This window comes from Caballeronia zhejiangensis, assembly GCF_022879815.1.
Taxonomy (GTDB): domain Bacteria; phylum Pseudomonadota; class Gammaproteobacteria; order Burkholderiales; family Burkholderiaceae; genus Caballeronia; species Caballeronia zhejiangensis.
On record NZ_CP084283.1, the window covers coordinates 40008 to 61685 of the forward strand.

The following is a 21678-nucleotide window of genomic DNA, read 5'->3' on the forward strand; positions in this document are numbered from 1 at the left end:
GCGCGGCAAGACTCAGATTGGACGCGTATCGTCCGGGTCGGCGGCGCGGCGTTGCGGCATCAGCAGGAGGAAGCTCGCGATCGGCCAGAGCAGCGCTTCGACGAATCCGTTGATGAGATAGCTCCAGCCGGGGAACGCGGCGCCCGTCATGAGGCGGATGATGAAAGGCACGAGATGCGCGCCCACCAGCAGCGGCGCGACGACGAACATCTGCACGGGCAGTGTCATCCACAGCACGCGGCGATGAATCGTGATCGCGCCGTACGAAAGCAGCGTGTAGGCCAGCGCGTGTTCGCCAAGGAGATTCGCGTTGTGCACGTCCATCAGGATGCCGAGCATGAACGCGATGCCCATGCCGACCTTGCGCGGTTGATGCACGTTCCAGAACAGCAGCACGAGCGCGACGAAATCCGGCACGCCGATGAGCCGTCCCCACGGCATGAGGTTCAGCAGGAACGCGGCGGCCAGGCTGAACGTGATGAAGTACGGATTGACCGGCTGCAGGATGTATTGCGGACGGTTCATCGCGCGGCTCCCGATGATGCGGGTTTCGGCGCATGCGCCTTCTTCGACGGTTTCGCCGCCGCGCCCGATGCAGCTTTCGGGTCGGCCGCCTTCTCCGACGGCTTCGCGGGCGCGGGCGCTGCCGGTGTTGCAGCCGCTGGCGCAGAACCCGGCACCGGAGCGGAAGCGCCGCTCGCGCCCGCTGCGGCGGCAGCCTTCGGCGCGGGCTTCTTCTTGCCCTTGTTTTCCTTCGCTTCCTTGGCGGCCGCGGCTGCTTCGACTTCGACCGGATTCGGCGGCTGATTCAAGTTGTAGTGCAGCACGAGCAACTGGCGCGCGCCGCGCACGGCCGCGATCGGCACGCAGACGACGCGCGCGAACGCCGTATCTGCCTGCTTGTCGACGCGCAGCACCTTCGCGACCGGCAGTCCCGGCGGATAGATGCCGTCGAGGCCGCTCGTCACGAGTTCGTCGCCGGCTTGGACGTCGGCGCTGATCGGCACGAAGCGAAGATCGAGCGTGTCGCCCTTCGGCGTGCCGTAAATCACGCTGCGCAAGCCGGTGCGCGAGATCTGGACGGGCACGGCCTGGTCTTTATCGGTGAGCAGCGTGACTTCGGATTGCAGCGGAAACACGCGCGTCACCTGACCGATCACGCCGTCTTCGGTGACGACGGGCGCGCCGTCCTGGATATTCTGCTGCGAACCCTTGCCGATCACGACTTTCTGCGTGAACGGATCGCGTGTGTCGTATTGAATTTCGGCGGGCGTTTCTTCGGTCGTTGCGCGCGATTGCAGATTCAGCAGCGCGCGCAGATGCGCGTTCTCGATGGCGAGCTGGGCCGCGTCGCCCGCCTTGACGGAAAGCTCCAGATTCTTGTCGCTGAGCTTGCGGTTTTCGCTGCGCAGCGTCGCGCTGGTCACGGCGAGATCGGCGGCGCCCATGAAGATGTCGCGCGGCACCAGCGCCGCGCGCTGCAACGGATACAGCCCGGCGCCGAGCATCCCGCGAACGATTTCCAGCGTGCTGAAGCGAGCGTCCGAGATGAGCAGCGCGATGGCGAGCACCACGAAGAAAATCAGGCGCGCGAGCGCGGAAGGGCCTTGCTTGAAAAGGGGCGGCGGACTGTATTCCATGGTCGGCGCCGAGGGCGTGAACGGATGGATCGATGCTGCAGGTCACTTCGCCGGCGGCGAAACCTGCCCTACGCTGTTCCGACAACGGCCCGGACAGAGGCCGGGCCATGCGCGCGTCGCGTTACGCGGGTGCTTGCAAGCGTGCTTCGGCGTTGCGTCGATATCCGGACGCCCGAAGCAGCAGATCACTCGTACGAGAAGATGCTGCCGAGCTTGTCCATGCGCTCGAGCGCCATGCCCGAGCCACGCACCACGCAAGTCAGCGGATCTTCGGCGACGAGCACCGGCAGGCCGGTTTCTTCCGCGAGCAGGCGGTCGAGGTCGCGCAGGAGCGCGCCGCCGCCCGTCAGCATCATGCCGCGCTCCGCGATGTCCGCGCCGAGTTCCGGCGGCGTCTGTTCGAGCGCGATCTTCACCGACGACACGATCTGGTTCAGCGGGTCGGTCAGCGCTTCGAGAATTTCATTGCTCGAAATGGTGAAGCTGCGCGGAATGCCTTCCGACAGATTGCGGCCCTTGACTTCCATTTCCTTCACTTCGGAGCCGGGGAACGCCGAGCCGATTTCCTTCTTGATGGCTTCGGCTGTTTGCTCGCCGATCAGCATGCCGTAGTTGCGGCGGATGTAGTTGACGATGGCCTCGTCGAACTTGTCGCCGCCGACGCGCACCGAGCCCTTGTACACGATGCCGCCCAGCGAGATGACGCCGACTTCCGTCGTGCCGCCGCCGATGTCGACGACCATCGAGCCCGTTGCTTCCGAAACCGGCAGGCCCGCGCCGATTGCCGCGGCCATCGGCTCTTCGATCAGATAGACCTGCGAGGCGCCCGCGCCGTGTGCCGCTTCCTTGATCGCGCGGCGCTCGACTTGAGTGGAGCCGCACGGCACGCAGATGATGATGCGCGGCGACGGCGAGAACATGCGGGATTCGTGAGCGGTCTTGATGAACTGCTTGATCATCTGCTCGGTGACGGTGAAGTCGGCGATCACGCCGTCCTTCATCGGGCGAATGGCCTCGATGTTGCCCGGCACTTTACCGAGCATCTGCTTGGCTTCCTTGCCGACCGCCTGAATGGTCTTCTTGCCGTTGGGGCCGCCTTCCTGGCGAATCGAAACGACCGAGGGTTCGTCGAGGACGATGCCCTTGCCGCGCATGTAGATCAGCGTGTTGGCGGTGCCGAGGTCAATCGCCAGGTCGTTGGAGAAATAGCTGCGCAAAAAACCGAACATTCAAAAATCCTGTCTCGCTGGGTGGCCGTTCGTCGCGAGGAGCGCCGGGGACGGCAGCGGAAAAAATAACGGTTTGCCGGGGCGGCGAACGCTCGCCGGGAAGGGCAAATCCGGGAAGAAATCTACTGCAGAACGGAACGCTGGACGCAAACGTTTCTCGGAATCCATCAAATGCGGGAGAAAGCCGCCGACAAGCCGTTCCAGAGGTGAGTCGAACGTGTAATGATACCTTATAATTTGTGGGTATCTATAGGAAAAGGATGGCAGTTTTTGCCATCGCCAGACCTGTTTCCGAGGGCTCCTTTCAAGATCGCAACTGGCTGCTGCAGCGAAAGTTTTCGAGATTGAGGCTGTCCACGCTTTCTCCGGTGAATCCATGTCTTTGACCCTGACCGACGTAAAACGCATCGCGCACCTCGCGCGGCTCGAATTGCCCGACCACGAAGCCGAGCCCACGCTCACGCGGCTCAACGATTTTTTCGGTCTCGTCGAGCAGATGCAGGCCGTCGACACGACCGGCATCGAACCGCTCGCGCACCCGATCGAGCAGATCGAGGAAGTCGCGCTGCGTCTGCGTGACGACGCTGTCTCAGAGCGTGTCGAACGCGAAGAGTTCCAGCGTTGCGCGCCCGCCGTGCAAGACGGGCTCTATCTCGTGCCCAAAGTCATCGAATAAGCATCAAACATTCAGCGTCAGCGCGTGATTCACACCGCGCTCATCAGGAAACTGCAATGCATCAGAAAAGCTTGACCGAACTGCGCGCCGCGCTTGACTCGAAGGAAGTATCCGCGGTCGAACTGGCGCAGTCGTATCTGCGGCGCATCGAGGGCGCGAAGGAACTGAACGCGTTCATCGGCGTCGACGCCGCGCTCACGCTCGAACAGGCGAAAGCCGCCGACGCGCTCATCGGCGAAGGCCGCGCGGGCGCGCTCACCGGCTTGCCGATCGCGCACAAGGACGTCTTCGTCACGCGCGGCTGGACATCGACCGCCGGCTCGCACATGCTCGAAAACTATTCGAGTCCGTTCGATGCGACCGTCGTCGATCGCCTCGCGAAAGCCGGTATGGTCACGCTCGGCAAGACCAACATGGACGAGTTCGCGATGGGCTCGTCCAACGAGAATTCGTACTTCGGCGCGGTGAAGAATCCGTGGGATATGAAGGCCGTGCCGGGCGGTTCGTCGGGCGGTTCGGCTGCTGCCGTGGCCGCGCGTCTCGCGCCCGCCGCGACCGGCACGGACACCGGCGGCTCCATCCGCCAGCCCGCTTCGTTCACCGGCATCACCGGCATCAAACCGACGTATGGCCGCGTTTCGCGTTATGGAATGATCGCGTTCGCGTCGTCGCTGGATCAGGGCGGCCCGATGGCGCAAACGGCGCACGACTGCGCGCTGCTGCTGAACGCGATGGGCGGCTTCGACGAGCGCGATTCCACGAGCCTTCAACGCGAGAACGAAGACTACACGCGCTATCTCGGCAAGACGTGGAACGGCAGCGATGATGCCGGCAAGCCGCTGAAGGGCCTGCGCATCGGCATGCCGAAGGAGTATTTCGGCACGGGTCTCGCCGACGACGTGCGCGCGTCCATCGACGCCGCATTGAAGCAATACGAAGCGCTCGGCGCGACGCTCGTCGAAGTGTCGCTGCCGAAGACCGAGCTTTCGATTCCCGTGTACTACATCATCGCGCCGGCGGAGGCATCGTCGAATCTGTCGCGCTTCGATGGCGTGCGCTACGGGCATCGCGCGGCCGAGTACCGCGATCTGCTCGACATGTACAAGAAGTCGCGCGCGGAAGGCTTCGGGCCGGAAGTGAAGCGGCGGATTCTCGTCGGCACGTACGTGTTGTCGCACGGTTATTACGACGCGTACTACCTGCAGGCGCAGAAGATTCGCCGCATCATCGCGCGCGATTTCCAGGAAGCGTTCAAGCAGTGCGACGTCATCATGGGACCGGTCGCGCCGTCGGTCGCGTGGAATCTCGGCGAGAAGGCCGACGATCCCGTGCAGATGTATCTCGCCGATATCTACACGCTTTCCGTGAGCCTCGCGGGCCTGCCCGGCATGAGCGTGCCGTGCGGTTTCGGCGCGGGCGCGAATGCGAATCGGCCGGTCGGTCTGCAGATCATCGGCAACTATTTCAACGAAGCCCGGATGCTCCAGGTCGCCGACGCTTATCAGCGCGCGACCGACTGGCACCGCAAGGCACCTGCATCGACATTGGCATCGGGAGTGTGAACATGCAGTGGGAAGTCGTCATCGGTCTGGAAACGCACGCGCAGCTTTCCACCGTCTCCAAGATTTTTTCCGGCGCGCCCACGCAGTTCGGCGCGAGCCCGAATTCGCAGGCGAGTCCCGTCGATCTCGCGTTGCCCGGCGTGTTGCCTGTGATGAACCGCGGCGCCGTCGAGCGCGCGATCCGCTTCGGTCTCGCGATCGGTTCGCACATCGCGCCGCGCAGCATCTTCGCGCGCAAGAACTACTTCTATCCGGATCTTCCGAAGGGCTATCAGATCAGCCAGTACGAGATTCCGGTCGTGCAGGGCGGGCAGATCACGATTCAGGTGCCGGCCAACGAGAAGGCGGGCAAGGAAGCGTACGAGAAGACCATCAACCTGACGCGCGCGCACCTCGAAGAGGACGCAGGCAAGTCGCTGCACGAAGACTTCGCGGGCATGACGGGCATCGACCTGAACCGCGCGGGCACGCCGCTGCTCGAAATCGTCACTGAGCCGGAAATGCGCAGCGCCGCGGAAGCGGTCGCGTATGCGAAGGCACTGCACGGTCTCGTCGTGTGGCTCGGCATCTGCGACGGCAACATGCAGGAAGGCTCGTTCCGTTGCGACGCGAACGTCTCGGTGCGCCCGGTCGGCCAGAAGGAATTCGGCACGCGCGCCGAGATCAAGAACTTGAACTCGTTCCGCTTTCTCGAAGAAGCGATCCAGTACGAAGTGCGCCGTCAGATCGAGCTGATCGAAGACGGCGGCACGGTGGTTCAGGAAACGCGTCTTTATGACCCGGACAAGCGCGAAACGCGTTCGATGCGCAGCAAGGAAGACGCGCACGATTACCGCTATTTTCCCGATCCCGATCTGATGCCGCTCGTGATCGATGCATCGTGGATCGATCGCGTGAAGGGCGAGATGCCCGAGCTGCCGGCGGACATGCAGAAGCGTTTCGTCGACACGTACGGTTTGACGCCGTATGACGCGGGCGTGCTGACTTCGTCGAAGGCGATGGCGTCCTACTTCGAAGCGCTCGTGCAGAAGGCGGGCGCGGCCCAGGCGAAGATCGCCGCGAACTGGATGATGGGCGACGTCTCCGCGCAACTGAATCGCGAATCGCTCGATATCAGCGAATCGCCGGTATCGGCTGCGCAGCTCGCGCTCATCATTCAGCGCATCGCCGATGGCACCATCTCCAACAAGATCGCGAAGGACATTTTCCAGACGATCTGGGAAGAGAAGGCGACCGACGATGCCGCCGCGGATCGCATCATCGACGCGAAGGGTTTGAAGCAGATTTCCGACACCGGCGCGCTCGAAGCGATCATCGACGAGGTGCTTGCTGCAAACCAGAAGTCGGTCGAGGAATTCCGCGCGGGCAAGGAGAAGGCGTTCAACGCGCTGATCGGTCAGGCGATGAAGGCGACCAAGGGCAAGGCGAATCCGCAGCAGGTGAACGAGCTTTTGAAGAAGAAACTCGGCTGATTGTTTCGGTGCGTGAAAGACAGGGCCGTTGCCGGTTAAGCTAGGCGACGGCCTTTCTTTTTGGTGATCACAAAAATATGGCAAAAAAACCCGAACTCGACGACTTCCGTGTGCCTTTCTTCGACGCCGGCAAGAAGCGCAAGCCATTCGACCTGAGCGCGATCGATCCGTCCGCGAAGCCGTTTTCCAGCGGCACGAAGGACATCGACCGCGAGCGTCTCACGGCGATCGGCGTGCAGCTCGACGATCTTCAGGAGAAACTGCACGCGCAGCGCCGCCGGCGCGTGCTGCTCGTGCTGCAGGGCATGGACACGAGCGGCAAGGACGGCACGGTGCGCGCGGTGTTTCACGATGTCGATCCGCTCGGCTTGCGCATCGTGCCGTTTCGCGCGCCGTCCGAGCGCGAGGCCGCGCACGATTTTCTGTGGCGCGTGCACGCGCAGGCGCCGATGGCCGGCGAATTCGCGATCTTCAACCGCAGTCACTACGAAGACGTGCTCGTGCCGCGCGTGTTGAGGTCGATCGATGCCGACGAATGCGAACGGCGTTATCGGCATATTCGCGAATTCGAGGCGCTGCTCGCTGACAGCGGCACGACCATCGTCAAATGCTTCCTGCACATTTCGAAGGACGAGCAGCGCGAGCGACTGCAGGCGCGCATCGACGATCCGACGAAACACTGGAAGTTCGACGTCTCCGACCTCGAAGCGCGCAAGCAATGGGACGACTATCAGGGCGCATACGCCGACGCGCTCGCGGCGACATCGACGGATTACGCGCCTTGGTACATCATTCCGGGCAATTCGAAGACGCATCGCAACGTGATGGTCGCAGAGCTGCTGTTGCGCACGATGCAGGACATGAAGCTCGAATTCCCGCCGGCGAAAGAATCGCTGAAGGGCGTGAAGGTCGAATAATCAAGATCAAAAAGGAAGAACATGTTTCGCGTGATAACCGCCAATCTCAACGGCATCCGTTCGGCCGCCAAGAAAGGTTTCTTCGACTGGTTCGGAGAGCAGAAATCCGACGTCGTGTGCGTTCAGGAAATCAAATGCTCGCAGGACGATCTGACGCCGGAATTTCTCGCGCCGCACGGTTTCCAGGGCTATTTCCAGCACGCGGTGAAGAAGGGCTACAGCGGCGCCGGTCTGTACACGCGCCACGAACCGGATGACGTGATCATCGGCTTCGGTTCGGAAGAGTTCGATCCGGAAGGGCGCTATGTCGAAGCGCGTTTCGGCAAGTTGTCGGTCGTGTCGGTGTATGTGCCGTCGGGTTCGAGCGGCGACGAGCGTCAGCAGGCGAAGTATCGCTTCATGGACGAGTTCATGCCGCATCTGGACGCGCTTTCGAAGGAGCGCGAAGTCATCCTGTGCGGCGATGTAAATATCGTGCACAAGGAAATCGACATCAAGAACTGGAAGAGCAACCAGAAGAATTCCGGTTGTTTGCCCGAAGAACGCGCGTGGCTCACGAAGCTTTTCGACGACGTCGGTTATGTCGATGTATTCCGCACGCTCGATCAGCGTCCCGAGCAATATACGTGGTGGAGCAATCGCGGCCAGGCGTATGCGAAGAACGTCGGGTGGCGTATCGATTATCAGATCGCGACGAAGGAAGTCGCCGCGACCGCGAAGAAGACGTCGATTTTCCGGGATATCAAGTTCAGCGACCACGCGCCGCTGACGATCGATTACGACTGGAAGATCGCGAAGAAGAAGTGAGCTAGCGCCCGCTCTTCTTGAACCGCCCCATCCCGGCGTAATTCGGCAACTGATCGATGGTCTTGCCGACCGCCTTCGCATAGAGCGGCATCATGTCCGGCATGCGTTTGAGCAGATCCTGCCGGCGATCTGGCCCGTACGGATGCAGCCAGATGAAGCCATCGTCCGCGCGGCGCGTGCCCGAATCGATCTTGTTCCACAACGTGACGGCCGCGCGCGGATCGTAGCCCGCGCGCGACGCGATCTCGCTGCCGATCACGTCGGCTTCGGTTTCGTCGGCGGGGGAATAGCGCATCGTCAGCAGTTCATCGCCGATATCGGGCTGCTGCGACGCGTAATTCGAAAAGCCGAAAAGCTGCGGCATGCCGTTCGACGAGAGCTGCGCCGCCTGCTGCCGCCCGAGCCGCTCGCGCGCATGCTCGCGCAACGCGTGCGCGATTTCATGGCCGATCATCATGCCGATCTCGTTGTCGTTCAGATGCAGCTTGTCGATCAGCCCGCTGTACACGACGATCTTCCCGCCCGGCAGGCAGACCATGCGCTCGTCGGCCGACTTGATGACGTTGATCTCCCACTTCCAGCTCTTCGCGCGATCGTTCCACTTGAGCGCGAACGGAATCTCGTGATTCGCGATATCGCGCACGCGTTTGACGAGCGGGTTGGTATCGGGGAGCAGCGTCTTGTTGCGCTCGGCATCGTGGATGACCTGCGCGTATTCGTCGGCGGCCTGCGCTTCGAGCGTCGCGGGCGCAATCAGGTTGCGAAACAGCGCCGTATTGCCGAAACGGATCTGGTTGTTCGGTGCGGAGTACGGCGGCGGCGTCTTTTGTTCGTCCTGGGCATACGCGGACGAAGGGGCGAGCGACGCCCATGTCCATGCGCAAACCAAGGCGCGAAGCTTGAAAGAAACCGTCATCGTCGAATTCTCCAGGGCGCGATCTTGGGCAACAGTAACATGCCCGGAATGGACAGCGCGACGCAGATCATGAAGTACGGAAACCAGCCGGTTTCATTCACGATGTAGCCGCTGCCCGCCGCCGCGAAGGTGCGCGGCACGGCCGCGAGGCTCGTGAAGAGCGCGAATTGGGTCGCGGTGTAGCGCGGGTCGGTCGTGCTCGCGATATACGCCGTGAACGTCGCGAGCGTGAGACCCGTCGCGAAGGTTTCGAAGCCGTACAGCACGCCGAGCGCGAACGGCGACGGCCCGATCTTCGCGAGCCATGCGAAGCCGAGCGTCGCGACGATCTGCAGAATGCCGAAGATCCACAATCCGCGCGCAATGCCGATCTTCACGAGCGCGATGCCGCCGAGCAAGCCGCCCGCGATGCTCGCCCAGAACGCGACCGCTTTCGCGATCACGCCGATCTGCGCGAGCGAGAATCCGACGTCGATGAAGAACTTCGTCGCGAGCGCGGTGGCCATCGTATCGCCGAGCTTGTACAGGAAGATGAAACTGAGCACGAGCAGCGCCGCGCGCCAGCCGTCACGCGTGACGAACTCGTGAAACGGCTCGACGATCGCCTCGCGCAGATTTTTCGGCGGCGCGCCATGAATCTGCGGCTCCTTCACGACGAGCGTCATGATGAGCCCCGGCAGCATGAACGCGGCGGTGATCAGAAAGACGCTTTTCCACGGCAGGACGGTCGCGAGAATCAGCGACAGCGAACCGGGCACGAGTCCCGCGACCTTATATGCGTTGACGTGCACCGCGTTGCCGAGCCCTTGTTCGGTGTCGGCGAGGAGCTCGCGGCGATAGGCATCGATGACGATATCCTGACTCGCGCTGAAGAACGCGACGAGCGCGGCGATCGCGGCGACGGCCCAGAGATTCTGCTCGGGCGAGAAGAAGCCGAACGAGCCGATCGCGATCATCACGAGCACTTGCGTGACGAACATCCAGCCGCGCCGCCTGCCCGGACTCCAGCCGGGAAAGCGCGGAATGAAACGGTCCATCAGCGGCGACCAGACGAATTTCCACGTGTACGGAAGTCCGATCAGCGCGAAGAGACCGATCTCCTTGACGTTGATGTGCGCGGTCGTGAGCCACGCCTGCAACAGGCTATAAAGCGTGAAGAGCGGCAATCCGGACGTAAAGCCGAGAAAGACGCAAATGAGGATGCGCTTGTTGAGGAACGCGCGCCATCCGGGATGATCTTCGTGAGCAGTTAGAGCGGGCGCCTCGTGTGGCGTATCGGGCATGTCAGATAACGGGCGGTTGTCGATGCGGGAACCCGCCGGTCGATGTTACCGGCGCTTCACGCGATAGACCGCAAGACTACCACGCCAGTTCGCGCCCCAACGGACCGACTGCCCGCCGTGCAGCACCACGCGATCCAGAATCTCGATGCCCACTTCCGGCGCGAGCGCCTCGAAGTCCTTGATCGTGAGCACGCGCACGTTCGGCGTGTTGTGCCATTGATAAGGCAGCGATTTCGACACCGGCATGCGTCCCTGAATCACCGAAAGCCGATGCTGCCAGTAACCGAAATTCGGAAACGACACAATGCATTCGCGTCCGACGCGCACCGTTTCGCGCAGGATCGCGGCGGTCTGATGGATCGTCTGCAGCGTCTGCGAGAGGATCGCGAAGTCGAAGCTGTCGTCTTCGAAGAGACGCAAGCCGTCTTCGAGATTCTGCTGGATCACGTTCACGCCTTTTTGCGCGCACGCGAGCACGCCGGCATCGTTGATTTCGATGCCGTAGCCCTTCACTTCCAGTTCTTCACCGAGCAGCGACAGCAGCGAACCGTCGCCGCAGCCGAGATCGAGCACCGTCGAGCGCGGTTCGACCCAGCGGGCGATCGCGCGAAAGTCCGAGCGCAGCGCGAGGGAATCGAGAGTGTGCTGGTTCATGCGCCGATCTCCGTGGCAATGCGTTCGTAGTAGGCGCGCATCAGATTGTGATAGCGCGCGTCGTCGAGCAGGAAGGCGTCGTGGCCGTGCGGCGCGTCGATTTCCGCGTAGCTCACCGTGCGCTTGTTGTCGAGCAGCGCCTTCACGATCTCGCGCGAGCGCGCCGGCGCGAAACGCCAGTCGGTCGTAAAGCTGGTGATGAGATATTTCGCCGATGTATTGGCAAGCGCTTTCGTTAGATCGCCGTCGAAGGCTTTCGCGGGATCGAAATAATCGAGCGCGCGCGTGATGAGCAGATACGTGTTCGCATCGAAGTATTCGGCGAACTTGTCGGCCTGATAGCGCAGATACGACTCCACTTCGAATTCGACATCGAAATTGAAGTTGTACGCGTCGAGCGCGCCTTCGGCACGGCGCAGCGCGCGGCCGAATTTCACGGCCATGTCGTCGTCCGACAGATACGTGATGTGGCCGATCATCCGCGCGACGCGCAAGCCGCGGCGCGGCTTCACGCCGTGCGCGTAGTAATCGCCGCCGTGGAAGTCGGGGTCCGAGAGGATCGCGGAGCGCGCCGTCTCGTTGAACGCGATGTTCTGTGCGGACAGCTTCGGCGTCGACGCCACCACGATGCAATGCGCGAGCCGCTCCGGATACATCATGCTCCACGCGAGCGCCTGCATGCCGCCCAAGCTGCCGCCCATCACGGCCGCGAAGCGCTCGATACCGAAGCGGTCCGCGAGACGCGCCTGCGCGTTCACCCAGTCCTCGACGGTGACGACGGGAAAGCTCGCGCCATACGGTTTTCCGGTCGCGCCGTCGATGCTCATCGGTCCGGTCGAGCCGAAACACGAGCCGAGATTGTTCACGCCGATGACGAAGAAGCGGTTCGTGTCGAGCGGCTTGCCGGGGCCGACCATGTTGTCCCACCAGCCGACGTTCTTCGGGTTATCGGCGTGAATGCCGGCGACGTGATGCGACGCGTTCAGCGCATGGCACACGAGCACGGCGTTCGAGCGCGCGGCGTTCAGTTCGCCATAGGTTTCGACGACGAGTTCGTAGTCGCCGAGCGACGAGCCGTTCTGCATCCGCAGCGGCTCGGTGAAGCGCATTGTTTGGGGAGTGACGATGCCGATCGATTCCATTCATTCCGCCTTTGACCTGGCGGCTAAACGGTGTCGGCGATGCGCTGCCTGAGAAATCGAGCGCGGCTGACGACCTCTTTAGCCGCATTTATAGTGAACCCCGCGAAAGATCACTGAGGTTCGCGCGCCCGCAATCGAGTCAGCAAATCGGCGCACTGTTCATGTTCGAGAAAATCTCGTTAGCGGGGAAGTATAGCGGAAAACGTCATAACGCCGTCAATAATGCCGCCATCTGCCGCGCCTTGGATGCGGCCCGCTTTAGCGTCTATATTGTCTAATCGCCTCGTCGTCCCGAGGAAAGGACATGAAACCGAGCCGGGTCAGACCGCTCAGTCACCTGAAGAGCCGCGCGGCCGAGATGATCCGCAATATCGTCGAGAGCCGCGAGCCGATGCTCATCACGCAGAACGGTGAAGGCAGGGTTGTCGTGCAGGATGTGCAGTCCTAGGAAGACCTGCATCAGACGCTTGCCTTGCTGAAGATTCTCGCGATGGGACAGAAGACCATCGAAGCCGGCCACTGCGTGAGCGCCGGCGATGTCTTCGCCGAGATCGAGCGCATGGACCGCGAGGAAGGCTTCAAATGAAGACCGTTTTCCTGGATCCGGTGCGTCGGGATCTGCAGGATTTCCGGCGCTATGTCATCAACAAGTTCGGCGGCACGGCGTGGGCCGCTACGCGCAACAAGTTCGCGGAAACCATTGCCGAGATCGAAGCCGCGCCGCGCAACGGCTCGACGCCGCCCGAGCTCGTCGACTTTCGCATGTCGGGCTATTACGAAGTGCCGAGCGGCACGAACCGCATCATCTACAAGGTCGATGGCGACACGATTTACGTGCATCTCGTCGTCGATGCACGCTCGGACCTCGAAGACATACTCGCGCGCCGCTTATTTCGGATGTAGCGGCAATCGGCGCGATTGCGTCAGCGCGCGCAGCGAGCGCACCGTGCGATCCACATAGTGCGGCCGCCCGGAACCGGGCTTGCGAATCGACAGCCCGCCGTTCGACGTTTTCGCGACCGGCAGATGTCCGACGATCCACACGGTGCGAATCCCGAGCCGCCGATACGACTTCAGATGCCCGCGCGTGTCCTCGACGAGAATCGCGTCCTCGAGACGCACGTGCGCGCGGCGCATCGCGTGGCGGAGCATCGGCGCATCCGGCTTGGCGCGCCAATGGTGGCCGCTGCGCATGTCTTCGATGGCAATCACGCGCTCGAACAGCTTCGCGATGCCCAGTTCCGCGAGCACCGTGCGCGCGTAGAGCGTCGGCGCGTTGGTGAGCACGATCTTGCGTCCGGGCAGCGCGCGCAGCATGCGCGTGAGGCCGCGTTCGGCGCGCAGCATCGACGCAAGATCGGGAAACGTGTGCACCTCGTGCAGGAAGTCGGCGGCATCGACGCCGTGATGCCGCACGAGCCCGAGCAGCGTCGCGCCGTAACGCACGGTATAGCCGACGCGCAGCCGGTTCGCCTCGTCGACGTCGACGTTCAGGCGATCCATGATGTACTGCGTCATGCCGCGATTGATCGCCGGAAACACCGCGTGCGACGCGTGATGCAGCGTGTTGTCGAGATCGAAGAGCCAGACGGGGCCGCGCGTCTTGACGCGGCGTCGGCGGGAAATGCGTTGCGCGGTCATCGTGCGCCGTTATCGTAAGAACGCCCGCGCGAAGGCGGGCGTCTTTAGCAAGGGAACAAGCTCAATGCGAGCGGATCATCGTGCCGAACGGCTGCTCGGTCAGGATTTCGAGCAGCACCGAATGTTCGATGCGGCCATCGATGATGTGCACCGAGCGCACGCCGCTCTTCGCGGCATCCAGCGCGGACGAAATCTTCGGCAGCATGCCGCCGGAGATGGTGCCGTCGGCGAAGAGGGCGTCGATCTCGCGCGCGGAGAGATCGGTGAGCAGATTGCCTTCCTTGTCCATCACGCCGGGGATGTTCGTCATCATGACGAGCTTCTCCGCGTTCAGCACGACGGCGAGCTTGCCCGCGACGAGGTCCGCGTTGATGTTGTACGAGAGGCCGTCTTCGCCGAAGCCGATCGGTGAAATGACCGGGATGAACGCGTCGTCCTGCAGCGCCTTGACGACCGCCGGATTGATCGCCTCGACCTCGCCGACCTGACCGATGTCGATGAACTGGCCCGGATTGTCGCGGTCCGGCATCATCAGCTTGCGCGCGTGGATCAGGCCGCCGTCCTTGCCGGTCAGACCGACCGCGTGGCCGCCGAAGTGATTGATCAGCGTGACGATATCCTGCTGCACTTCGCCGCCGAGCACCCACTCGACGACTTCCATTGTCTCTTCGTCGGTGACGCGCATGCCTTGAATGAACGTGCCCTGCTTGCCGATCTTCTTCAGCGCCTGATCGATCTGAGGGCCGCCGCCATGCACGATCACCGGATTGATGCCGACGAGCTTCAGCAGAATGACGTCGCGCGCGAAGCCCTGCTTAAGGCGCTCTTCGGTCATGGCATTGCCGCCGTATTTGATCACGACCGTCTTGCCGTGATACTGACGGATGTAGGGCAGCGCCTCGGCCAGGATTTCAGCCTTCAGGGTCGGCGCGATTTGCGTGAGGTCGGGTAGCTCGGACATGGCGGCAAATGAGGCGAGGAGCGTTTAAACACGCCGAATTGTACAGGACCGACGCTCCGCGGCAGGACGAATTGCCGCGGTCGCGCCACGTTTTCCGGCGGGCGTTCCGGCGTGCGATCATCGTTTCGGCATTGATGACAAGATGATGAACCCATCCACGGAAACGAACGAACGCGAAGCGCCGGGCGCGCAGGTTTGCGAACGCTGCGGCGCGACGTTTCGCTGCGGCGCGCTCGCGGGCGATGCGTCGTGCTGGTGCGCGTCGCTGCCCGCGTTGCCGCTGGATCGATTGCGGCCCGGCATTCGTTGTCTGTGTCCCGCGTGTCTCACAACGGAAGCCGGGCGCGGCACGACTTCCAGTTAGCAGAGCGCGTGCCGAGGTGCGACAAATCGCGCCAGATGTCGCAGCAGGCGGGATGCAAACGGGATAATGTCGCACGGAGCGCGCACGCGCTAACACGCACTCAATCAGATGCATCGCATAACCAACACCGGACGGGTCAATCTCGGTCATCTTTTCTGGCTTCGCTCGCTCGCGATCATCGGCCAGCTGACGACCATCGCCGTCGTCCAGATATTCTTCGGCGCGAAGCTTCCGCTGCCCGCGATGCTGCTCGTCATCGCGCTCGAAATGGTCTTCAACGGCCTCACTTGGATGCGCGTCGCGCGGGCGCGTCCGGAAACCAATCTCGAACTGTTCGGGCAGATGCTCGTCGACCTCGGCGCGCTGTCGGCGCTGCTATTCCTGTCCGGCGGCGCGACCAATCCGTTCGTCACGCTTTATCTGCCGTCGCTCGCGATCGCCGCCGCCGTCCTGCCGTGGACGATGATGACCTGCCTCGCGCTCTTCGCCGTCACCTGTTACGCGCTGCTTAGTTACAACTATGTGCCGCTCAACATCGAGAATCCGGCCAATCTGTTTGATTATTTCCGCACGGGCCTGTGGGTCAACTTCATGGTGAGCGTTGTGCTGATCGGCTGGTTCGTCGCGCGCATGTCGCGGGCGCTGCGCGTGCGCGACGCCGCGCTCGCCGACGCGCAGCAGCGTCATCTTCGCGATGAACGGGCCGTCGCGCTCGGCGTGCAGGCGGCGACCGTCGCGCACGAAATGGGCACGCCGCTTTCGACCATCGCGATGCTGTCGGAGGAATTGCGCGATTCCGCCGCACACGACAAGAACCTCGCGCCCTACGCGGCCGATTTCGAATTGCTCGAACAGCAGATGGCTTTGTGCACGTCCGCGCTCGCGCGCCTGCGCAGCCGCGCGACCGGGCCGTCGAGCCGCCAGGCGCTCGACGAGTGGCTGTCGAGTTTCATCGAGCAATGGCGTCTGCGGCATCCGCAGGTGAAATTCGCGCAAATCGACCGGACGCCCGCGGATGCATCGATCGACGATGCCGTCGCCGTCGGACAGATTTTGACGATCCTGCTCGACAACGCCGCGCGCGCGAGCAGCGAATCGGTGACGCTGCAGGCGTCGGCGGAAACCGTCGACGAACTGGATTACGTGCGCTTCGACGTGTGCGACCGCGGTCCGGGCATTCCTGCCGCGCTGCGCGGCACGCTGGGCGCCGGACCGGTGGACAGCACGCAGGGCGGACACGGCGTCGGGTTATATCTGGCGTTCGCGGCGGCGGCGCGGCTCGCAGGTTCGATCGAACTGATCGACGGCAAGCCGCGCGGCACGTGCGCCGTGTTGCGCCTGCCGAATCGCGGCGCGGTGGCGGCGCCCGCGCAGACGGCAAGAACTGAACGAAGCGGCGCGGCCTGAACTCGAACTCAGGCGCACGCGAGCGGCATTTTGGAGAAGAAACACATGAGCGATACCAACTTCCTGATCATCGACGACGATGAAGTCTTTGCCGGCATTCTCGCCCGCGGCCTGACACGGCGCGGTTTCACGCCGCATCAGGCACACAATGCGGACGAAGCGCTGAAGCTCGCCAACCAGCACAAATTCGGCATGATCACCGTCGATCTTCACTTGGGCAACGATTCCGGCCTGCGCCTCGTCGCGCCGCTGCGCGACCTGCAACCGGACGCGCGCATTCTCGTGCTGACCGGCTATGCGAGCATCGCGACGGCCGTGCAGGCGGTGAAGGACGGCGCGGACAACTATCTCGCGAAGCCGGCGAACGTCGAGTCGATTCTTTCCGCGCTGCACGAGCAGGCGAGCGAGCAGACGGCCGAAGAGGCGATCGAGAACCCGACGCTGCTTTCGGTTGCTCGGCTCGAATGGGAGCACATCCAGCGCGCGCTGGCGGAGAACAACGGCAATATTTCCGCGACGGCGCGCGCGCTCAACATGCATCGGCGCACGCTGCAGCGCAAATTGGCGAAGAAACCGGTGCGGCAGTAAGGCGGATGACGCCCGAGGAAGCTCGGGCGTCGATTCGATATCGATGCGTTCGAAAATCGCATCGACGAAAACGGGCGCCCAAAAAAAAGAACCGCCCAAGCCGGGTGCCAAGGGCGGAAATCGGAGAGTTGCAACGACATGCGCGTACATGGAACACGCATGGACAAAGCATACGTTGCAGCGTTGGACGCCCAAATCAGAAAATTCCCAATTAGGAATTTGCTTAGGTTGTCTGCTACTTAGCAGCAATTTGCGGATTTCTTTCGGACGAGCTTTCGCGGTTCTTTCGTCCTCGTTTCAGCGTCCATTTCGCCGGCGTTATCTCCTTCATACGCGCTCAAGAATTTTGCAGCGAGCGCCGTAAAGCCACTCTGTGCGCGAACCGAAGTTTGCGCCGCGCCGTCCGCGGGCGTCGTCCGCGGGGCGTGAAAGAGGAGACTTCGATGAAATGGTTTGACCGCCTGTCCGTGCTCAGCAAGCTTTTGCTGTCTTTCGCGGTCGTGATTCTGTTCACTGCGTGCGTGGGCGCCACCGGCGTGGTTTCGCTCGCGAAGATGAACTTCCTGATCGAGGAAATCGGCGACCGTCACATGGACGGCCTCTATTGGGTCGAGGAAATCAACAAGCACAAGCTCAACACGGACCTCGCCGCCGCCAACCTCACTTTCGCCGACGATGCCGGCAAGGAAAAGCTGAAGGAAGGCATGGCCGGATCGCTCGACAGCATGCACCGCGCGTTCGAGCGCATGCGCCCGACGATGCGCTCGGCAGAAAGCCTCGCGCTCTACGATGCGGCCAGCAAGTCCGTCGCCGCGTGGGAAGACATCGTGCTGATGCAGATGGGCAAGAAAGCGATGCCCGTCGACGTCGATCAGATGGGCCTCATCGCGCGCGCGATCGCCGCGAGCGAGAAGGCGCGCGAATCGCTTGAGCGTCTCGCCGACTTCAAGCGCAAGCGCGCGACCGAGGCGCGCAGCAGCGCGGCATCGGAGTATGAAACGATGCGCGTCGTGATGCTCGCGCTCGTGTTCGGCGCGATGGTCGCGGGCGCGTTGCTCGCGGTGCTGATCGGGCGGCGTCTGTCGGCGCAACTCGGCGGCGAGCCGGCGTACGCGGCGGATATCGCCGACCGCATCGCGCGCGGCGATCTGGCGACGCGCGTCGCCACGCGTCCCGGTGACGACAGCAGCATGCTCGCGAGCCTCGGCAACATGAGCGCGAAGCTCGCGGACATCGTCGGCGGGATTCGGCATTCGAGCGATTCGATCCTGTACGCATCGCGCGAAATCGCGCAGGGCAACACCGATCTGTCGCAGCGCACGGAAGAGCAGGCGGCGTCGCTGGAAGAAACCGCGTCGAGCATGGAGCAGCTCACGCAGACCGTGCGGCAGAACGCGAGCAACGCGGACGAAGCGAGCGGGCTCGCGCGCGGCGCGTCGGATGTATCGGCGCGCGGCAGCGAGCTCGTGGGCGAGGTCGTCGACAACATGCGCGAACTGGCGTCGGGCTCGAAGCGCATGACGGACATCATCGCGGTGATCGAAGGCATCGCGTTCCAGACGAACATACTCGCGCTGAACGCGGCCGTGGAAGCGGCGCGCGCCGGCGAGGAAGGGCGCGGCTTCGCGGTGGTCGCGGGCGAAGTGCGCTCGCTCGCGCAGCGGAGCGCGACGTCGGCGAAGGAAATCAAGGAGCTGATCGAAGCGTCGACGGCGCGCGTGGACAGCGGCGCGGCGCTCGCCGAGCGTGCCGGCGCGACGATGGCCGAAGTCACGCAGGCCGTGCAGCGCGTGACGGACATCATGGCGCAGATTTCGTCGGCATCGCATGAGCAGAGCGCGGGCATCGAGCAGGTGAATCGTGCGGTCGCGCAGATGGACGAGGTGACGCAGCAGAACGCGGCGCTCGTCGAACAGGCCGCCGCCGCGGCGGGCGCGATGGCCGATCAGGCCGAGCAATTGAAGAGCGCGGTCGCGGTTTTCGAGCTGGAGCGCGACGTCTCCGGCGCGGGAAAAGTGTGACGCGTCGCGGGCATGCGACGGCCAAACGGTCGTAATATCGGCTCGCTTGCCACCCGAGAGCCCGCTCCGTACACTCGCGCCTGATTTTTTCAGATCGAGCGCGCCGCACGGAGCGGCGCCTCACCGCCGCCAAGGAGCCCCGCCGATGTCCGATTCCTATTTCCCGCGCTGGCCGGTCCAGCCGGACGCCCAGGAGGGTCGCGTCGTCGGGCCCGACCAGCGCCTCGCCTGGCCGCAGATGATCGCGATGGGCGTTCAGCACGTCGTCGCGATGTTCGGCTCGACCGTGCTCGCGCCGCTCTTGATGGGCTTCGATCCCAATCTGTGCATCTTCATGTCGGGCATCGGCACGTTGCTGTTTTTCGTGCTGGTCGGCGGGCGCGTGCCGAGTTATCTCGGTTCGAGCTTCGCGTTCATTGGCCTCGTGATCGCGGTGACGGGATACAGCGGTCACGGCCCGAACCTGAACATACCGGTGGCGCTCGGCGGGATCATTGCGTGCGGCGTGGCTTACACGATCATCGGATTGATCGTTGCGGCGGTCGGCACGAAGTGGATCGAAGCGCTGATGCCGCCGGTCGTGACGGGCGCGATCGTCTGCGTGATCGGGCTGAATCTCGCGCCAATCGCGGTGAAAGGCGTGATGGGCAGCAGCTTCGAATCGTGGATGGCGCTCGTCACCGTGCTGTGCGTGGGCGGCGTCGCGGTGTTCGCGCGCGGGATGGCGCAGCGGCTGCTGATCCTGATCGGCCTCGCGATCGCGTACATCATTTATGCGGCGCTCACGAACGGGATGGGCATGGGCAAGCCGATCGACTTTTCGATCGTCGCGAACGCTGCGTGGTTCGGCATGCCGCACTTCACCGCGCCTGTCTTCGAAGCCCCGGCGATGACGCTGATCGCGCCGGTCGCGATCATTCTCGTCGCGGAGAATCTCGGGCACATCAAGGCTGTCGGCGCGATGACCGGCAAGAGTCTCGACAAGTACATCGGACGCGCGTTCATCGGCGACGGGCTGGCGACGATTGCATCGGGCTTTGCCGGGGGCACCGGTGTGACGACGTATGCCGAGAACATCGGCGTGATGGCCGTCACGAAGATCTATTCGACGCTCGTGTTCGTGATCGCGGCGCTGTTCGCGATCGTGCTCGGGTTTTCGCCGAAGTTCGGCGCGCTGATTCAGACGATTCCGGGGCCGGTGCTCGGCGGTGTGTCGATCGTCGTGTTCGGGCTTATCGCGGTGACGGGCGCGCGCATTTGGGTCGTAAACAAGGTGAATTTTTCGGATAACCGGAATCTGATCGTTGCGGCGGTGACGCTCGTGCTCGGGACCGGGGATTTCACGCTGAAGCTCGGTGGGTTCGCTCTCGGTGGCATCGGGACGGCTACGTTCGGCGCTATCATCTTTTATGCGCTGTTGCGGCGGCGGGGGGCGGCGGTGGTTTGAGGGTTTTTGCCGCTCGGTTTTAATTTCTTGGGTTTGAGGACATTGCGCTCGTACGGGGCGGCATCGCTGGATGACGTCCCTCAAACCGCGCAAGCGCGTCCGTCGCAGACGCGCTGGCTCAGCGATCGACGCGCCACAGCGCGCGTCGCCACCTCAGCCGATCCATCCGCTCTTCCTGATCGATTTCATCCCCCCGAACGCGCTCGCTCGTAGAACTCCTGAGTCACTGTGCGCCGCTTGAAGATCTGCGCAGCGGGCTGAATTATCAACAGAAAGCCTAGCCCCGCGGCCGCGATACTCCAAAACTAGCCAGGGCCGAACTCGCCCGCTTCGCCCAGGATCAGCAGCAACACGGTCAGGCAAACGAAGCCGTATGAAGTCGACATTCGAATCAGGCTCAGGTTCGGCTCGACGGCGCGCGAGCGGGGCATAGTCCTTGCCGAGCAAATTCAGCCGGACACCTTCGGCGGCAGGCGTGACTACGACCTGCGGACCTTGCCCGTACCGCATCAATTCAGCCGCGAGTGCTTGCGTCAGCAGCGGGCTGGCCGGTCCGGGAAGGCCGATTGCATGATCGAGGTCGAGCAAGGTCAATTCCGGCTCGCTGTCCTTCACCGCTGCGCGCATCACGTGCCCGTCGGGTTTGGACAGACCGCTTATCCACATGTGCTTCAGGCGCTTGACCGGCGTCGGCTCGGCAGTGACAAGCGTCCTGATGGCGTCAGGTATGTCGTCTGTTGTCGTGGGCATCGAGCGAAAGAGCCGCGCCTAAGTTAGCCATGCGAAGAATATCGTGCAAGCCGTTTAATAAGTGTGTGAATTTTGACGCGCCGCTCTTGCGAAAATCAGTCGATACGCCGGACGGGAGAATCAGTGTTGTTTTTGCGCGTTCAGGCGAGGCGAGATAGTCTTAACACAGGAACGAGGCCAATACACACCAAGAATCAAGAC

Annotated in this window: 22 protein-coding genes; 12 read left to right on the forward strand and 10 right to left on the reverse strand. The window is 63.0% G+C overall.

Going from position 1 to position 21678, the window contains the following annotated elements; all coding sequences use genetic code 11:
* Positions 1–12: 12 nt before the first annotated feature.
* From mreD to LDZ23_RS00190, 3 genes are all read right to left on the reverse strand, one after another.
* Complete coding sequence (mreD, locus tag LDZ23_RS00180; RefSeq protein ID WP_008352165.1) at positions 13–525, reverse strand: rod shape-determining protein MreD; 513 nt, start codon at positions 523–525, stop codon at positions 13–15.
* Positions 522–1640, reverse strand: a complete 1119-nt coding sequence (gene mreC / locus LDZ23_RS00185; RefSeq protein WP_008352164.1) for a rod shape-determining protein MreC — start codon at positions 1638–1640, stop codon at positions 522–524. The genes mreD and mreC overlap by 4 nt, the downstream gene beginning before the upstream one ends.
* A gap of 185 nt (positions 1641–1825) precedes the next feature.
* Positions 1826–2869, reverse strand: coding sequence for a rod shape-determining protein (locus LDZ23_RS00190; RefSeq protein WP_004189550.1), 1044 nt, complete (start codon positions 2867–2869; stop codon positions 1826–1828).
* A 376-nt stretch (positions 2870–3245) separates the two neighbouring features.
* On the opposite strand from LDZ23_RS00190, the gene gatC reads away from it, so the two are divergent.
* The 5 genes from gatC (at position 3246) to LDZ23_RS00215 (ending at position 8303) form a co-directional block, all read left to right on the forward strand.
* Positions 3246–3545 (forward strand): Asp-tRNA(Asn)/Glu-tRNA(Gln) amidotransferase subunit GatC, encoded by a 300-nt coding sequence (gene gatC / locus LDZ23_RS00195; RefSeq protein WP_008352020.1) that lies wholly within the window; start codon positions 3246–3248, stop codon positions 3543–3545.
* A 56-nt stretch (positions 3546–3601) separates the two neighbouring features.
* Complete coding sequence (gene gatA / locus LDZ23_RS00200) at positions 3602–5107, forward strand: Asp-tRNA(Asn)/Glu-tRNA(Gln) amidotransferase subunit GatA (protein WP_008352018.1); 1506 nt, start codon at positions 3602–3604, stop codon at positions 5105–5107.
* Positions 5108–5109: 2 nt separating this feature from the next.
* Positions 5110–6579 (forward strand): Asp-tRNA(Asn)/Glu-tRNA(Gln) amidotransferase subunit GatB, encoded by a 1470-nt coding sequence (gatB, locus tag LDZ23_RS00205; RefSeq protein ID WP_008352016.1) that lies wholly within the window; start codon positions 5110–5112, stop codon positions 6577–6579.
* A 77-nt stretch (positions 6580–6656) separates the two neighbouring features.
* Positions 6657–7496 carry a PPK2 family polyphosphate kinase gene (locus LDZ23_RS00210; RefSeq protein WP_008352014.1) on the forward strand — a complete coding sequence of 280 codons (840 nt, stop codon included), beginning with the start codon at positions 6657–6659 and terminating at the stop codon, positions 7494–7496.
* A gap of 21 nt (positions 7497–7517) precedes the next feature.
* Entirely contained in the window at positions 7518–8303 is a 786-nt protein-coding gene (locus LDZ23_RS00215; protein ID WP_008352012.1) for an exodeoxyribonuclease III, read from the forward strand.
* 1 nt (position 8304) lies between these two features.
* On the opposite strand, the gene LDZ23_RS00220 is transcribed toward LDZ23_RS00215, so the two are convergent.
* Genes LDZ23_RS00220 through metX form a run of 4 tightly spaced genes read right to left on the reverse strand, consistent with a single transcriptional unit; the run spans position 8305 to position 12298 of the window.
* On the reverse strand, positions 8305–9219 hold the full coding sequence (locus LDZ23_RS00220; RefSeq protein WP_008352010.1) for a M48 family metallopeptidase: 915 nt from the start codon (positions 9217–9219) through the stop codon (positions 8305–8307).
* Entirely contained in the window at positions 9216–10502 is a 1287-nt protein-coding gene (locus LDZ23_RS00225; protein WP_008352007.1) for an AmpG family muropeptide MFS transporter, read from the reverse strand. The genes LDZ23_RS00220 and LDZ23_RS00225 overlap by 4 nt, the downstream gene beginning before the upstream one ends.
* A 45-nt stretch (positions 10503–10547) precedes the next feature.
* The gene (metW, locus tag LDZ23_RS00230; protein WP_008352006.1) at positions 10548–11156 is read right to left on the reverse strand and encodes a methionine biosynthesis protein MetW; all 609 of its coding nucleotides are present in this window, start codon (positions 11154–11156) and stop codon (positions 10548–10550) included.
* Complete coding sequence (gene metX, locus LDZ23_RS00235) at positions 11153–12298, reverse strand: homoserine O-succinyltransferase MetX (RefSeq protein WP_008352005.1); 1146 nt, start codon at positions 12296–12298, stop codon at positions 11153–11155. The genes metW and metX overlap by 4 nt, the downstream gene beginning before the upstream one ends.
* 304 nt (positions 12299–12602) lie before the next feature.
* Between metX and LDZ23_RS34915 the strand changes: the two genes are divergently transcribed.
* Positions 12603–12746, forward strand: coding sequence for a type II toxin-antitoxin system prevent-host-death family antitoxin (locus tag LDZ23_RS34915; RefSeq protein WP_326929447.1), 144 nt, complete (start codon positions 12603–12605; stop codon positions 12744–12746).
* 134 nt (positions 12747–12880) lie between these two features.
* Positions 12881–13201, forward strand: a complete 321-nt coding sequence (locus LDZ23_RS00245) for a type II toxin-antitoxin system RelE/ParE family toxin (RefSeq protein WP_008352003.1) — start codon at positions 12881–12883, stop codon at positions 13199–13201.
* Here the strand turns inward: LDZ23_RS00245 and LDZ23_RS00250 are convergent.
* Both LDZ23_RS00250 and argB read right to left on the reverse strand, forming a co-directional pair.
* The gene (locus LDZ23_RS00250) at positions 13187–13939 is read right to left on the reverse strand and encodes a pyrimidine 5'-nucleotidase (RefSeq protein WP_008352002.1); all 753 of its coding nucleotides are present in this window, start codon (positions 13937–13939) and stop codon (positions 13187–13189) included. The two genes, LDZ23_RS00245 and LDZ23_RS00250, sit on opposite strands and share 15 nt — an antisense overlap.
* A 61-nt stretch (positions 13940–14000) precedes the next feature.
* Positions 14001–14900 (reverse strand): acetylglutamate kinase, encoded by a 900-nt coding sequence (argB, locus tag LDZ23_RS00255; RefSeq protein ID WP_008352001.1) that lies wholly within the window; start codon positions 14898–14900, stop codon positions 14001–14003.
* 142 nt (positions 14901–15042) lie between these two features.
* Between argB and LDZ23_RS00260 the strand changes: the two genes are divergently transcribed.
* The 5 genes from LDZ23_RS00260 to LDZ23_RS00280 all read left to right on the forward strand — a co-directional run bounded on the left by LDZ23_RS00260 (position 15043) and on the right by LDZ23_RS00280 (position 20727).
* Positions 15043–15264 carry a cysteine-rich CWC family protein gene (locus LDZ23_RS00260; protein ID WP_008352000.1) on the forward strand — a complete coding sequence of 74 codons (222 nt, stop codon included), beginning with the start codon at positions 15043–15045 and terminating at the stop codon, positions 15262–15264.
* 108 nt (positions 15265–15372) lie between these two features.
* Entirely contained in the window at positions 15373–16671 is a 1299-nt protein-coding gene (locus tag LDZ23_RS00265) for an ATP-binding protein (protein ID WP_008351999.1), read from the forward strand.
* Between the two features lie 45 nt (positions 16672–16716).
* Positions 16717–17259 carry a response regulator transcription factor gene (locus LDZ23_RS00270; RefSeq protein WP_008351997.1) on the forward strand — a complete coding sequence of 181 codons (543 nt, stop codon included), beginning with the start codon at positions 16717–16719 and terminating at the stop codon, positions 17257–17259.
* 443 nt (positions 17260–17702) lie between these two features.
* The gene (locus LDZ23_RS00275) at positions 17703–19280 is read left to right on the forward strand and encodes a methyl-accepting chemotaxis protein (protein WP_008351994.1); all 1578 of its coding nucleotides are present in this window, start codon (positions 17703–17705) and stop codon (positions 19278–19280) included.
* Between the two features lie 145 nt (positions 19281–19425).
* Positions 19426–20727, forward strand: coding sequence for a solute carrier family 23 protein (locus tag LDZ23_RS00280; protein ID WP_008351992.1), 1302 nt, complete (start codon positions 19426–19428; stop codon positions 20725–20727).
* Between the two features lie 153 nt (positions 20728–20880).
* On the opposite strand, the gene LDZ23_RS00285 is transcribed toward LDZ23_RS00280, so the two are convergent.
* Positions 20881–21477, reverse strand: a complete 597-nt coding sequence (locus LDZ23_RS00285) for a hypothetical protein (RefSeq protein WP_008351991.1) — start codon at positions 21475–21477, stop codon at positions 20881–20883.
* Between the last annotated feature and the right edge of the window lie 201 nt (positions 21478–21678).

Coding starts and splice junctions, on each gene's coding strand:
- mreD (WP_008352165.1), bottom strand. CDS start 525: ATGAACCGTCCGCAATACATCCTGCAGCCGGTCAATCCGTACTTCATC.
- mreC (WP_008352164.1), bottom strand. CDS start 1,640: ATGGAATACAGTCCGCCGCCCCTTTTCAAGCAAGGCCCTTCCGCGCTC.
- LDZ23_RS00190 (WP_004189550.1), bottom strand. CDS start 2,869: ATGTTCGGTTTTTTGCGCAGCTATTTCTCCAACGACCTGGCGATTGAC.
- gatC (WP_008352020.1), top strand. CDS start 3,246: ATGTCTTTGACCCTGACCGACGTAAAACGCATCGCGCACCTCGCGCGG.
- gatA (WP_008352018.1), top strand. CDS start 3,602: ATGCATCAGAAAAGCTTGACCGAACTGCGCGCCGCGCTTGACTCGAAG.
- gatB (WP_008352016.1), top strand. CDS start 5,110: ATGCAGTGGGAAGTCGTCATCGGTCTGGAAACGCACGCGCAGCTTTCC.
- LDZ23_RS00210 (WP_008352014.1), top strand. CDS start 6,657: ATGGCAAAAAAACCCGAACTCGACGACTTCCGTGTGCCTTTCTTCGAC.
- LDZ23_RS00215 (WP_008352012.1), top strand. CDS start 7,518: ATGTTTCGCGTGATAACCGCCAATCTCAACGGCATCCGTTCGGCCGCC.
- LDZ23_RS00220 (WP_008352010.1), bottom strand. CDS start 9,219: ATGACGGTTTCTTTCAAGCTTCGCGCCTTGGTTTGCGCATGGACATGG.
- LDZ23_RS00225 (WP_008352007.1), bottom strand. CDS start 10,502: ATGCCCGATACGCCACACGAGGCGCCCGCTCTAACTGCTCACGAAGAT.
- metW (WP_008352006.1), bottom strand. CDS start 11,156: ATGAACCAGCACACTCTCGATTCCCTCGCGCTGCGCTCGGACTTTCGC.
- metX (WP_008352005.1), bottom strand. CDS start 12,298: ATGGAATCGATCGGCATCGTCACTCCCCAAACAATGCGCTTCACCGAG.
- LDZ23_RS34915 (WP_326929447.1), top strand. CDS start 12,603: ATGAAACCGAGCCGGGTCAGACCGCTCAGTCACCTGAAGAGCCGCGCG.
- LDZ23_RS00245 (WP_008352003.1), top strand. CDS start 12,881: ATGAAGACCGTTTTCCTGGATCCGGTGCGTCGGGATCTGCAGGATTTC.
- LDZ23_RS00250 (WP_008352002.1), bottom strand. CDS start 13,939: ATGACCGCGCAACGCATTTCCCGCCGACGCCGCGTCAAGACGCGCGGC.
- argB (WP_008352001.1), bottom strand. CDS start 14,900: ATGTCCGAGCTACCCGACCTCACGCAAATCGCGCCGACCCTGAAGGCT.
- LDZ23_RS00260 (WP_008352000.1), top strand. CDS start 15,043: ATGATGAACCCATCCACGGAAACGAACGAACGCGAAGCGCCGGGCGCG.
- LDZ23_RS00265 (WP_008351999.1), top strand. CDS start 15,373: ATGCATCGCATAACCAACACCGGACGGGTCAATCTCGGTCATCTTTTC.
- LDZ23_RS00270 (WP_008351997.1), top strand. CDS start 16,717: ATGAGCGATACCAACTTCCTGATCATCGACGACGATGAAGTCTTTGCC.
- LDZ23_RS00275 (WP_008351994.1), top strand. CDS start 17,703: ATGAAATGGTTTGACCGCCTGTCCGTGCTCAGCAAGCTTTTGCTGTCT.
- LDZ23_RS00280 (WP_008351992.1), top strand. CDS start 19,426: ATGTCCGATTCCTATTTCCCGCGCTGGCCGGTCCAGCCGGACGCCCAG.
- LDZ23_RS00285 (WP_008351991.1), bottom strand. CDS start 21,477: ATGCCCACGACAACAGACGACATACCTGACGCCATCAGGACGCTTGTC.